This is a genomic window from Rhodococcus sp. 4CII, from assembly GCF_014256275.1.
GTDB lineage: Bacteria > Actinomycetota > Actinomycetes > Mycobacteriales > Mycobacteriaceae > Rhodococcus_F > Rhodococcus_F wratislaviensis_A.
In genome coordinates this window covers 1,157,952-1,170,015 of sequence record NZ_JACCFE010000002.1, presented here as the reverse complement: position 1 = coordinate 1,170,015, position 12,064 = coordinate 1,157,952, and the positions used below count along the sequence as shown (strand labels likewise).

9 protein-coding genes and 1 pseudogene are annotated in these 12,064 nt (G+C 67.0%); 9 read left to right on the top strand and 1 reads right to left on the bottom strand.

Going from position 1 to position 12,064, the window contains the following annotated elements:
- Positions 1 to 48: 48 nt before the first annotated feature.
- The 4 genes from H0B43_RS06325 (at position 49) to eat (ending at position 5,095) form a co-directional block, all read left to right on the top strand.
- Positions 49 to 1,365 (top strand): helix-turn-helix domain-containing protein, encoded by a 1,317-nt coding sequence (locus H0B43_RS06325; RefSeq protein ID WP_185728833.1) that lies wholly within the window; start codon positions 49 to 51, stop codon positions 1,363 to 1,365.
- Between the two features lie 78 nt (positions 1,366 to 1,443).
- Positions 1,444 to 2,967, top strand: coding sequence for an aldehyde dehydrogenase (adh, locus tag H0B43_RS06320; RefSeq protein ID WP_005239499.1), 1,524 nt, complete (start codon positions 1,444 to 1,446; stop codon positions 2,965 to 2,967).
- On the top strand, positions 2,967 to 3,509 hold the full coding sequence (locus tag H0B43_RS06315) for a DUF779 domain-containing protein (protein ID WP_185728834.1): 543 nt from the start codon (positions 2,967 to 2,969) through the stop codon (positions 3,507 to 3,509). Before adh ends, H0B43_RS06315 begins: the two co-directional genes overlap by 1 nt.
- 131 nt (positions 3,510 to 3,640) lie before the next feature.
- On the top strand, positions 3,641 to 5,095 hold the full coding sequence (eat, locus tag H0B43_RS06310; RefSeq protein ID WP_185728835.1) for an ethanolamine permease: 1,455 nt from the start codon (positions 3,641 to 3,643) through the stop codon (positions 5,093 to 5,095).
- On the opposite strand, the pseudogene H0B43_RS06305 reads toward eat, so the two are convergent.
- A pseudogene (locus H0B43_RS06305) lies at positions 4,995 to 5,732 on the bottom strand (RNA-guided endonuclease TnpB family protein); the annotation flags it as partial. The gene eat and the pseudogene H0B43_RS06305 sit on opposite strands and share 101 nt — an antisense overlap.
- A gap of 159 nt (positions 5,733 to 5,891) precedes the next feature.
- Here H0B43_RS06305 and H0B43_RS06300 point away from each other — a divergent pair.
- The 5 genes from H0B43_RS06300 (at position 5,892) to H0B43_RS06280 (ending at position 11,951) form a co-directional block, all read left to right on the top strand.
- Entirely contained in the window at positions 5,892 to 7,304 is a 1,413-nt protein-coding gene (locus tag H0B43_RS06300; RefSeq protein WP_185728836.1) for an ethanolamine ammonia-lyase subunit EutB, read from the top strand.
- Positions 7,301 to 8,068: an ethanolamine ammonia-lyase subunit EutC gene (gene eutC, locus H0B43_RS06295; RefSeq protein WP_185728837.1), complete on the top strand. Its 768-nt coding sequence runs from the start codon at positions 7,301 to 7,303 to the stop codon at positions 8,066 to 8,068. The genes H0B43_RS06300 and eutC overlap by 4 nt, the downstream gene beginning before the upstream one ends.
- A 78-nt stretch (positions 8,069 to 8,146) precedes the next feature.
- Positions 8,147 to 8,692: a hypothetical protein gene (locus tag H0B43_RS06290; protein ID WP_185728838.1), complete on the top strand. Its 546-nt coding sequence runs from the start codon at positions 8,147 to 8,149 to the stop codon at positions 8,690 to 8,692.
- A gap of 119 nt (positions 8,693 to 8,811) precedes the next feature.
- Positions 8,812 to 10,152 carry an MFS transporter gene (locus tag H0B43_RS06285; RefSeq protein WP_397517487.1) on the top strand — a complete coding sequence of 447 codons (1,341 nt, stop codon included), beginning with the start codon at positions 8,812 to 8,814 and terminating at the stop codon, positions 10,150 to 10,152.
- A 161-nt stretch (positions 10,153 to 10,313) separates the two neighbouring features.
- Positions 10,314 to 11,951, top strand: a complete 1,638-nt coding sequence (locus tag H0B43_RS06280) for an AMP-binding protein (protein WP_185728839.1) — start codon at positions 10,314 to 10,316, stop codon at positions 11,949 to 11,951.
- The last annotated feature ends 113 nt before the right edge of the window (positions 11,952 to 12,064 follow it).

Genomic DNA, 12,064 nt, shown 5'->3' with positions numbered 1-12,064 from the left:
CCCGTGTGACCCGGGTTACAGTAGGCAGAGACGCCGTGGAGGAGTTCGATGCAAAGTCAACCGCCCACAGGGGGCAATCCGTGGGTTGCCGTGCGCCCTGGAGACGACGTCGCGATGCTGGCACGCAGGGTGTCCTCGGCGCATCAGCTGTTCGTCGATCGGCACGCACCCGTAGGTCGTGCCCCGGACGGCGAGGGAAATTCCGTCCGTTCCGTCATCCTCGACTCGTGGATGCGGAGCACCAGCAAAGGCGTGAACCCGGACGGGTCGGCCCGCGCGGTCGATCTGGCGGCCGCGGATCTCGCCGCGTACCGGGCGTCGCACCCGATGTCGATCATCCGCCCGGTGGTACGCAAGCTTCTCGTCGAGGATGCCGCCGACACGGGACTGCTCGTGGCCATCACCGACGAGAAGGGGCAGTTGCTGTGGGTCGAGGGGGATTCGTCGGCCAAGGACCGCGCGCTGGAGATGAACTTCGTCGAGGGTGCCGACTGGAGTGAGGACACCGTCGGCACCAACGCGCCGGGCACCGCGCTGGCGCTCGACCACTGCGTGCAGATCTTCGGGGCGGAGCATTTCAGCCGGTCGGTGCACGACTGGAGTTGCTCGGCGGCGCCCGTGCACGACCCGGCGACGGGGTTGATCGTCGGCGCCATCGACATCACCGGGGGTCCCCGGGTGGCGGTGCCAGAGGTGCTGTCGCTGATCAGGGCCACCGTCGCGGCCGCCGAGGCCGAACTGCGCCTGCATCTGCTGCGGTCACCGCAACCGCTCGTCGAGACGGTGCTGCGGTTGGAGGTGCTGGGCTCGGGGCGCCCGACGTTGGTGCGGGGAGCCGACCGCATCCCGTTGTCGCAGCGGCACGCGGAGATCCTCCTGCTCCTCGCGGAGCATCCCGAGGGGCTGAGTTCCGACCGTCTCGCGGTCCTGCTCGACGAGAACGAACTGGACGCCGTCACCATTCGAGCCGAGATGTCGCGTCTGCGAAAGGTTTTCGGTCCCGCCAATCTCGGATCGCGACCCTATCGACTGCTCGCCGAATTGACGTCGGACGTCCGGCAGGTGCGCGGTGCCCTCGACCGCGGTGAGCTCGCTGCCGCCCTCGACGTCTACTCGGGCCCGGTGCTCCCCGGGTCGGAGGCGCCGGGGGTCGAGGACCTCCGGGACGAACTGCGGGCCCGCGTGCAGGCGGCGCTGCTGCGGGAGGGCGATCAGGGGCTGCTCGCCAAGTGGACCACCTCGGTGCACGGCCGCGAGGACGTGGCCGCATGGGAGGCGTATCTCGCCGGACTCGACCCGCGTTCACCCCTGTACGCGCAGGTCAAGTCCAGGATCGATCTGTTCGATCGGCAGTACGCAACGTAGTTGCAACGGTACGGTCCCTAGTGTTGTGAGTCACACCGAGAAAGTTCACCCGAGTTTCACGACACCAGGGAGTTATCGATGACCGTGTATGCCCGCCCGGGTTCGCCCGACGCCGTCATGTCCTTCCAATCGCGTTACGACAACTGGATCGGCGGCCAGTGGGTTGCGCCCGTCAAGGGCCAGTACTTCGAGAATCCGACACCGGTCACCGGGCAGCCGTTCTGCGAGGTCGCGCGTTCGACGTCGGAAGACATCGAACTTGCACTCGACGCCGCACACGCCGCGGCTCCGGCCTGGGGCAAGACGTCGGTCGCCGAGCGCGCCATCATCCTGAACAAGATCGCGGACCGCATCGAGGAGAACCTCGAGTCGATCGCGCTCGCCGAGTCCTGGGACAACGGCAAGCCGATCCGCGAGACCCTGAACGCCGACATTCCGTTGGCCATCGACCACTTCCGCTACTTCGCCGGCGCGATCCGCGCCCAGGAAGGCGCCCTGTCGGAGATCGACTCCGACACCGTCGCCTACCACTTCCACGAGCCGCTCGGCGTCGTCGGGCAGATCATCCCGTGGAACTTCCCGATCCTGATGGCCGTGTGGAAGCTCGCTCCCGCCCTCGCCGCGGGCAACGCGGTCGTCCTCAAGCCCGCCGAGCAGACCCCCGCGTCGATCCTGCACCTGATCTCGGTCATCGGCGACCTGCTCCCGGCCGGCGTGGTGAACATCGTCAACGGCTTCGGCGTCGAGGCAGGCAAGCCGCTCGCCTCGAGCCCGCGGATCCGGAAGATCGCGTTCACCGGTGAGACCACCACGGGCCGCCTCATCATGCAGTACGCGTCGCAGAACCTGATCCCGGTCACCCTCGAACTCGGTGGCAAGAGCCCCAACATCTTCTTCTCCGACGTCCTGTCCTCCAACGACGACTACCAGGACAAGGCGCTCGAGGGCTTCACGATGTTCGCCCTCAACCAGGGCGAGGTGTGCACCTGCCCGTCGCGTTCGCTGATCCAGGAAGACATCTTCGACGAGTTCCTCGCGATGGCGGCCATCCGCACCAAGGCCGTCCGTCAGGGCGATCCGCTCGACACCGACACGATGATCGGCGCCCAGGCGTCCAACGACCAGCTCGAGAAGATCCTGTCGTACATCGAGATCGGCAAGGGCGAAGGCGCAAAGGTCGTCACCGGTGGCGAGCGTGCCGAACTCGGCGGCGACCTGTCCGGCGGCTATTACGTGCAGCCGACCATCTTCACCGGTCAGAACAAGATGCGGATCTTCCAGGAGGAGATCTTCGGACCCGTCGTGTCCGTGACGTCGTTCAAGGACTACGACCAGGCCATCGAGATCGCCAACGACACGCTGTACGGCCTCGGCGCCGGCGTGTGGTCCCGCGACGGTGGGGTCGCCTACCGGGCCGGCCGCGACATCCAGGCCGGGCGGGTGTGGACCAACACGTACCACCAGTACCCCGCGCACGCCGCGTTCGGTGGCTACAAGCAGTCCGGCATCGGCCGCGAGAACCATCTGATGATGCTCGAGCACTACCAGCAGACGAAGAACCTGCTGGTCAGCTATGCACAGAAGGCTCAGGGCTTCTTCTGATGGACGCACCCCGGGCGCCTCAGCGCCTGAAGGCAACCGCCGGGGCGGTGGAGCTTCTCCGCCGCCTCGGCGGTACCCACGGGGCGCTGATGATGCATCAGTCCGGTGGATGCTGCGACGGCTCCGCGCCGATGTGCTACCCGGACGGGGAATTCATCGTCGGCGACCGTGACGTGCTGCTCGGTGTCCTCGACCTGCGACTCGGTGTCGGGGACATCCCGTCCAGCCGTCCCGAGGATGCCGACGCGGTGCCCGTGTGGATCTCCGGTTCCCAGTTCGAGGCGTGGAAGCACACCCAGCTGGTGCTCGACGTGGTGCCGGGCCGCGGATCCGGATTCAGCCTCGAAAGCCCGGAAGGCATGCGGTTTCTCAGCCGTGCGCGTGCCTTCACCCCGGAGGAGAACAGCAGCCTCGCCGCAGAGGAGGTCATCGTGGGTGAGCGGTGGGAGCAGGGCTGGAGGCCCGCACCGTCACCCGAACCGCAGGTGGTCGCCGAAGCGGTCGACGCGTGCCCCGTGCCCGCCCGACGCGAGGGTCGCTAGCACCTCATTTACGTCACCGTCACGTTCTGCTGACACGACGTGTACACAGCTTGTCTAACGTTCGCCCCGGCGTCGAAAGTCCGCTCCTCGAGCGGTCGGCGGGGCACATTCGGATCGATGTAGGGGACGGAATGTCACTCGTAGAACCATCCAAGAATTCCGGAACCGGGCAACATCACGATGCTGCCGACTTCCACTCGGAAGATAGTAGTTATCTCGAAAAACGCACACTCCGAAAGGGTTCGGCGGGGTGGGTGCTCCTCGCCGGTCTCGGCGTCAGCTACGTGATCTCCGGCGATTACGCCGGATGGAACAACGGGCTGGCCGAGGGCGGATTCGGTGGCCTGCTGATCGCCGGTGTGGTCATCGCCGGCATGTACCTCGCGATGGTCCTGGGCATGGCGGAGATGTCGTCGGCCCTTCCCGCCGCGGGCGGTGGCTACACATTCGCCCGGCGCGCGCTCGGCCCGTGGGGCGGATTCGCCACCGGCACGGCCATTCTCATCGAATACGCGATCGCTCCGGCAGCCATCGCGACGTTCATCGGCAGCTATGTCGAGTCGCTGAACTTGTTCGGGATCACCGACGGGTGGTGGGTGTATCTGGCGGTCTACGCCATCTTCATCGGTATCCACCTCACGGGTGCCGGCGAGGCCCTGAAGGCAATGTTCGTGATCACCGCGATCGCACTGGTGGGTCTCGTCATCTTCGCGATCTCCGCGATCGGCCTGTTCGACGCGAGCAACCTCACCGACATCGCCGCGACCGACGCCGCGGGGGCATCGAGTTTCCTGCCGTTCGGCGCATTCGGTATCTGGGCGGCGGTCCCGTTCGCGATCTGGTTCTTCCTGGCCGTCGAGGGCGTGCCGCTGGCCGCGGAGGAAGCGCGCGAACCGGAGAAGAACGTTCCGCGCGGAATCATCATCAGCATGCTCGTCCTCATCGTCACGGGCGCCTCGGTCCTGTTCCTCGCGACCGGTGCGCTGGGTGCCGAGAGCCTGTCCACGTCGGGTAACCCGCTGGTCGAGGCGCTCGGCGACGGCACCGCGGCGAAGGTCGTCAACTACATCGGCCTCGCCGGCCTCGTCGCCAGCTTCTTCTCGATCATGTACGCGTACTCGCGACAGACGTTCGCGCTGTCCCGCGCCGGATACCTGCCGACGAACCTGTCGATCACCAACTCGCGGAAGGCGCCCACGCTCGCGCTCATCGTGCCCGGTGTCATCGGCTTCGTCCTCTCACTGACCGGTGAAGGCGCGATGCTCCTCAACATGGCGGTGCTCGGTGCAGCCGTCAGCTACGTGCTGATGATGGTCAGCCACATCGTCCTCCGCAGGCGCGAGCCGGAGATGAAGCGGCCCTACCGGACACCCGGCGGCATCGTCACCACGTCGTTCGCGCTCGTCATCGCGGCCGCTGCCGTGATCGCCACCTTCCTCGTCGATCCGGTCGCCGCACTGTGGACCCTAGGCGCGTTCGCGGCCTTCATGGCTTACTTCGGCCTGTACAGCCGCCACCATCTCGTTGCCAATTCGCCCGACGAGGAGTTTGCTGTTCTTGCGAAGGCAGAGGAAGAACTCGATTAACGGCTCCCCGCGAGAGGCGGCGGATTTCACGCTCAGACCGCACGCACATCCGACCCGAAGGGGAATGCGCATGGCTGACGTCGTCAACACGAGTGTGGCCCCGTTCTGCCACAGCCAAGATCGCCCTGGCAGCGTTCCTATCTCGGCAGTCGATAAATCCGCACTCCCGACACTGGAACGTTCGTTCCGCGAGCCCGAGTCGCTGCTTGGCTCTCGCAAGACAACTCGAACACGTTCTCGTCGTGTATGCGGGCGCGACCAAAACCACCATTCGGCCGGCCCGCGTGGCGCTCTCGATCAGTTCCCGATTCGATGCGCCGATCGCTGCATCTGCGGCCTTACGGGCCATCGTGGACTTGGCGAGGAACTTCGGGGTGAAGTTCTCGACCGCGATCAGATGATGACTGTCGACAACACATTTCGCCCAGGCCCTCGCATCATGCCGGGCCTGCCGAGCAGCCTTCTTCTGCAAGGTCGCTGCGGCCGTGCGGGCCCGCTGGTATCCCTTCGACTGCGGACCCCGCTTTCCGCTGTGTCGCCGGGCCATCCTCCGCTGCGCCTTGCTCAGTTCGGCGGCGCACCGCTTTCGATGTCCCAGATGCGGCAGGTCGAACCTCGGGCTTGTGGTCGTGGCCGTGACGGATACGCCGCCGAAGCCGTTAGCTGTACCTCACGATTTCCTCCACAGCAATATCGTAGTCAGGAGTACCGACATGAATAGACGTCAAACTCACCGCATTGGCCTGACGAGCTGCGCCGGGATTCGAAAAGATGGGGCACACCCCCGTGAGTCCCAATGACCACCTACAGCCACGGGATAGCCGGAACCGGATACACGTTCGACGGCCTCGTCGACCTCATGGCGAAGGCGACGCCGCTGCGCAGCGGTGACGAACTCGCCGGATGCGCGGCGTCCTCGGATGCCGAACGCGCTGCGGCGCAGTGGGCGCTGGCCGACGTCCCACTGGGCACGTTCCTGAACGAACTGGTCGTGCCCTACGAGGACGACGAGGTCACCCGGCTCATCATCGACTCGCACGACCGGGTCGCGTTCGGCGAGATCTCTCACCTCACGGTGGGCGGCCTGCGCGACTGGCTGCTCGATGTCGCGGCGCGGGACGGCGCGGCCGAGACGTTCCGCCGCGTCGCCCCGGGCCTCACGCCGGAGATGGTCGCGGCGGTCAGCAAGATCATGCGCAACCAGGACCTCATCGCGGTCGCGCGGGCGGTCACCGTCACCGCCGGATTTCGGACGACGCTCGGTGTGCCCGGGCACCTGGGCACCCGGCTGCAGCCCAACCATCCCACCGACGACCCGCGCGGAATCGCGGCCGCCACGCTCGACGGACTGCTGCTCGGTTGCGGCGACGCTGTCATCGGTATCAACCCGGCCACCGATTCGCCGCACGCCACCGCCGAACTCCTGCATCTGCTCGACGACATCCGGCAGCGCTTCGACATTCCCGCGCAGTCGTGCGTGCTGTCGCACGTGACGACCACGATGGGACTGATCGAGGAAGGCGTTCCCGTCGACCTGGTGTTCCAGTCCATCGCCGGAACGCAGGGCGCCAATTCCAGCTTCGGTGTCGACATCGCGTTGCTCCGTGAGGCCAACGCGGCCGGCCGGTCGCTGAAACGCGGAACCGTCGGCGACAACGTCATGTACCTCGAAACGGGGCAGGGTTCGGCGCTCAGCGCGGGCGCTCACCTCGGCACGGGTGGCAGGCCCGTCGACCAGCAGACTCTGGAGACCCGGGCGTACGCGGTGGCCCGCGATCTCGAACCGCTGCTGATCAACACGGTGGTCGGGTTCATCGGACCGGAGTACCTGTACGACGGCAAGCAGATCATCAGGGCCGGGCTCGAGGACCATTTCTGCGGAAAACTCCTGGGCCTGCCGATGGGCGTCGACGTCTGCTACACCAATCACGCCGAGGCCGACCAGGACGACATGGACACTTTGCTCACCCTGCTCGGTGTCGCGGGCGCCGCCTTCGTCATCGCGGTGCCCGGCGCGGACGACGTCATGCTCGGATACCAGAGTCTGTCGTTCCACGACGCGCTGTACGCCCGCCAAGTGCTCGGACTGCGGCCGGCGCCGGAATTCGAGGAGTGGATGCGCCGGCTCGGCATGGTCGACGACGCGGGCCGGGTCCTGCCGGTCGATGCCGCGGCATCGCCCCTTCGCGCGCTGACGGGAGCACGATGAGCGATCCTGTGGTGCACGACTTCTGGGCGGAACTGCGGGCCACGACGCAGGCGCGTATCGGTCTCGGCCGCACCGGCGACGCCCTCCCCACGCAGCGCGTCCTCGAATTCCGGTCGGCGCACGCCGCGGCGCGCGACGCCGTCCACCAACCGCTCGACGCGCAGGCGCTGGCCGAGCAGGTCGAGGCGGTGGGCCTCGGGAAGCCGGTGGTCGTGACGAGTCAGGCGTCGGATCGGAGCGAATACCTCCGCAGGCCCGACCTCGGTCGCACGCCCGCAGACCTGTCCGCAGTTCCCGCGGGAACCGCCGAGGTGGGATTCGTCCTCGCCGACGGGTTGTCGCCCCGGGCGCTCACCGATCACGGGGTGTCGCTGCTGTCCGCGCTGGTCGACGAATTCGGCGGAACGTACTCGCTGGCACCACCGGTGATCGCGACCCAGGCCCGGGTGGCGCTCGGAGATCACATCGCGCAGGCACTGGGCGTGCAGACGCTCGTCCTGATGATCGGGGAGCGGCCGGGACTGTCGGTGGCAGACAGCGTCGGTGTCTATCTCACCCACCTCCCGCGTCCCGGACGCACCGACGCGGACCGGAACTGCGTGTCCAACATCCACCCACCCGAGGGGCTCGGCTACGAACTCGCCGCCCGCGTCGTGGCGGGTCTCGTGTCCGGCGCCAGGAAATTGGGCCGGTCCGGAGTGGAGTTGAAGGACACTTCCCGTGCGGATGCGCTGGCAGCCCCCTCGGAGATCCTCGAACTGTAGTCGTGTTATCTAAAGGGCGGCAGGTCCGACCGGGCCTGCGGAGAACCGCCCTGGACGGGGTGTGACGAGGAGAGATCTATGGCCTTCGCTGGCAATGTGGACGAGTTGGCCCTGCTGCAGGCGGTCCGGTTGAAAGAGCAGGTCAGTGCCGGTGTTCTGGCCGAGCACCTCGGTGTGAGTGCCGCGTCCGCTCAGGCCGCCTACGACGCGCTGCTCGCCCAGGGCAAGGCGCAGGAAGTCTCGGACGGCCGAATCGGGCTCACCGACGCCGGGCTGGCGGAGCTCGAGGATCAGCTCGACGCCGAGCGGGTGTCCATCGACGAGGACTCCATCGCGGAGGTCTACGAGAGCTTCGTGCCATTCCACGAGGAGTTCGTCGGACTGATCGACACGGCCGATGCCGAGCAGCTGGCGGATCTGGACCGTCGCGCGTCCGTCGTGTTCGACGACCTGTCGGCGTTCGTGCCCCGGCTGTCCCGCTATCAGGACCTGTTCGCCGACGCTTTGGCGAAAGCGGCTGCGGGGGAGTCGAAGTGGATTTCCGAGCCGGTGATCGACTCGTACGCGACCGTGTGGACCGAGCTGCGCAGGGAACTGCTGGGGGCGTCCGGCACCGCCGAATGACGTGACACGTGTCACCACCCCCCATTTCGGGGGTGGTGACACAGTGAGCCGGATCACTACCTTTCCTTCCATCCCGGATACGCCCACCAGGGCGTTCCCACGGACCACGGAGGAATCGAGTGACCACAGTCTCCACGTCGGGTGAGGGCGTACCCCACGCCCCCACACCGGTGCGCCGAGGCGGTACCAGTGTCCGCAAGGTCGCCATCGCGAGTGGCATCGGCACGACCATCGAGTTCTACGACTTCTTCATCTACGGCACCGCGGCAGCCCTGGTGTTTCCCACGGTGTTCTTTCCCGCCCTCGGTTCCACCGCCGGGACGGTCGCGTCCTTCGCGACGTTCGCCGTGGCGTTCGTCGCCAGGCCGGTGGGCGCCATGCTGTTCGGGCACTACGGTGACCGGATCGGACGCAAGAAGACCCTGATCTCTACGCTCATCCTGATGGGCGTCTCTACCTTCCTGATCGGATTGCTGCCCGGGGCGGCGACGATCGGGGTCGCGGCCCCGATCCTCCTGGTGCTGCTGCGTTTCGGCCAGGGATTCGCCGTCGGCGGCGAGTGGGCCGGCGCAACCCTGCTGACCGCGGAGTACGCGCCGCCGGGCAAGCGTGGTCTGTACGCGATGTTCCCGCAGCTCGGTCCCGCTGTGGCGTTCGTCCTCTCCAGCGCCACCTTCCTCGTCACCGGCACCCTCCTCGGCGACACCAACGAGGTCTTCCTCGACTACGGGTGGCGGATTCCCTTCCTGTTCAGTGCCGTCCTGGTGGGAATCGGTCTCTACATGCGCCTGGCGATCGAGGAGACACCGGTGTTCCGCGCCGCCCAGCAGGCCGGCCGTGCCGACACGGCCCCGCGCACCCTCCCGCTGATGGACGCGTGGCGGTACCAGACCAAGGAGATCCTCCTCTCCGCCGGCGCCCTCGCCACGCTGTTCGCGTTCTTCTACATGGGCACAGCATTTCTCACCAGTTACGGCACCAAGACCCTCGGGTTCAGCCGTCCCTTCGTCCTGACGGTCGGTATCGCCTCCGCAGTCGTCTTCGGATTCACGATCGTCGTCTCCGCGCTGTATTCGGACCGGATCGGGCGCCGGCGGGTCATCATGATCTCCTGCGGACTGGCCGTCGTATGGGCGCTCGCGCTGTTCCCTCTGCTCGACACCGGTTCACCCGTTGCCTTCACGATCGGTGTGATGGTCACGCTCGCGATCTTCGGAATCGCTTACGGCCCCTGCGGCGCTCTGCTTCCGGAGATGTTCCAGACGCGGTACCGCTACACCGGCGCCGGCCTCGGCTACAACCTCGCCGGCGTGCTCGGCGGCGCCGTGCCGCCGTTGATCGCCGCACCCCTGGCATCCGCGTACGGCAGCGCCGCGATCGGCGTTCTGCTCGCCGTCCTCGGTGTGGTGAGCCTGCTGTGCACGAAAGCCCTGGTGGAGACGAAAGACGACGCACTCTGACTCCGTCGGCGAGGGGTGTCCGAAGTCCGCACAGTTATCGGCGCCCCTCGTCGCGCACTATGCCCTGGATCACGTCAACCAAGAGTAAGTTCGACCGCGGAAGGGCCTTCGGGCCCGCCCGTCCCGTAGGCGCCCGAACGGGTTCCTGGAGAGGAACAGCGATGACAACCCCGCTTCCCAGCTACACCCACGGCGTGTGGGACGCCCCGATGCTGGGTGAGACCATCGGAGACAACTTCGATCGGACGGTGGCCGCCCACGCCGACCGTGACGCCCTTGTCGACCGGCCCTCGGGGCGGCGGTGGACGTACGCGGAACTGGCCCGCGACGTGGACGCCGTGGCGGCGGGGTTGCTGGCGCGGGGGATCGTCAAGGGTGACCGGGTGGGGATCTGGGCGCCGAACTGCCCGGAGTGGACGCTGATCCAGTACGCGACCGCGAAGATCGGGGCGATCCTGGTCAACATCAACCCCGCCTACCGGGCACACGAGTTGCAGTATGTGCTCGATCAGGCCGGGATCCGGCTGCTGGTGTCGGCTCCGCAGTTCAAGTCGTCCGACTACGCGGCGATGATCGAGGAGGTCCGGCCGCAGTGCCCCGACCTCGAGACGGTGGTGCTGCTGGGCAGCGCCGAGTGGAGCAGGCTGGCGTCGGACGGTGCGGCCGCCCACGCCGCCGATCCGGCCCGGCTGGCCGCGGCGCAGGCCGCGTTGTCCGCGGACGACCCGATCAACATCCAGTACACCTCGGGGACAACCGGGTTCCCGAAGGGGGCGACGCTCAGTCACCACAACATCCTCAACAACGGGTACTTCGTCGGCGAGTTGTGCCACTACACCGAGCAGGACCGAGTGTGCATTCCGGTGCCGTTCTACCACTGCTTCGGGATGGTGATGGGCAACCTGGCGTGCACCAGTCACGGCGCCACCATGGTGATCCCGGGCCGGTCGTTCGATCCGGTGGCGACGCTGCAGGCGGTCGAGGCGGAGAGGTGCACGTCGCTGTACGGGGTGCCGACGATGTTCATCGCCGAACTCGCCGTGCACGATTTCGACTCGTTCGACCTGTCCAGTCTGCGGACCGGGATCATGGCCGGGTCGCCGTGCCCGGTGGAGGTGATGAAGCACGTCATCGAGTTGATGGGGATGGCGGAGGTGTCGATCTGTTACGGGATGACCGAGACGTCGCCGGTGTCGCTGCAGACCCGGGCCGACGACACGATCGATCAGCGGGTGTCGACGGTCGGCCGGGTCGGTCCGCATCTGGAGGTCAAGATCGTGGATCCGGCAACGGGTTTGACCGTCTCGCGGGGGGAGCCGGGGGAGCTGTGCACCCGCGGGTACTCGGTGATGCTCGGGTACTGGAACAACCCGGAGAAGACGGCGGAGGCGATCGACGCCGGCCGGTGGATGCACACCGGCGACATCGGGGTGATGGACTCCGACGGGTACGTCGCGATCACCGGGCGGATCAAGGACATGGTGATCCGCGGCGGGGAGAACGTCTACCCGCGGGAGATCGAGGAGTTCCTGTACACCCATCCCGACATCCTGGACGCTCAGGTGATCGGGGTGCCCGACCCGAAGTACGGTGAGGAACTGATGGTGTGGGTGCGGATGAAGGAAGACACCGAACCCCTGGACGCGGAGAAGGTCCGCGAATTCTGCACCGGCAAACTCGCCCACTACAAGATCCCGAGGTACGTGCACGTCGTCGACGAGTTCCCGATGACCGTGACGGGCAAGGTACGCAAGGTCGAGATGCGCGAGCAGTCCCTCGACCTGCTCGGGCGCATCTGACCCGCCCCGTCCCCTGGGCTGCAGCAGGACCGCGACGGCGTGCCGGCCGCGCACCGCCGACGCGTCGTCACGGGCGACGGCGTCGAACAGTGCGTGCTCGAGTTCGGGCACGG

What these genes read in the sequence shown, in the direction of transcription:
- H0B43_RS06325 (WP_185728833.1), top strand. Translation starts at nt 49, where the DNA reads ATGCAAAGTCAACCGCCCACAGGGGGCAATCCGTGGGTTGCCGTGCGC.
- adh (WP_005239499.1), top strand. Translation starts at nt 1,444, where the DNA reads ATGACCGTGTATGCCCGCCCGGGTTCGCCCGACGCCGTCATGTCCTTC.
- H0B43_RS06315 (WP_185728834.1), top strand. Translation starts at nt 2,967, where the DNA reads ATGGACGCACCCCGGGCGCCTCAGCGCCTGAAGGCAACCGCCGGGGCG.
- eat (WP_185728835.1), top strand. Translation starts at nt 3,641, where the DNA reads ATGTCACTCGTAGAACCATCCAAGAATTCCGGAACCGGGCAACATCAC.
- H0B43_RS06300 (WP_185728836.1), top strand. Translation starts at nt 5,892, where the DNA reads ATGACCACCTACAGCCACGGGATAGCCGGAACCGGATACACGTTCGAC.
- eutC (WP_185728837.1), top strand. Translation starts at nt 7,301, where the DNA reads ATGAGCGATCCTGTGGTGCACGACTTCTGGGCGGAACTGCGGGCCACG.
- H0B43_RS06290 (WP_185728838.1), top strand. Translation starts at nt 8,147, where the DNA reads ATGGCCTTCGCTGGCAATGTGGACGAGTTGGCCCTGCTGCAGGCGGTC.
- H0B43_RS06280 (WP_185728839.1), top strand. Translation starts at nt 10,314, where the DNA reads ATGACAACCCCGCTTCCCAGCTACACCCACGGCGTGTGGGACGCCCCG.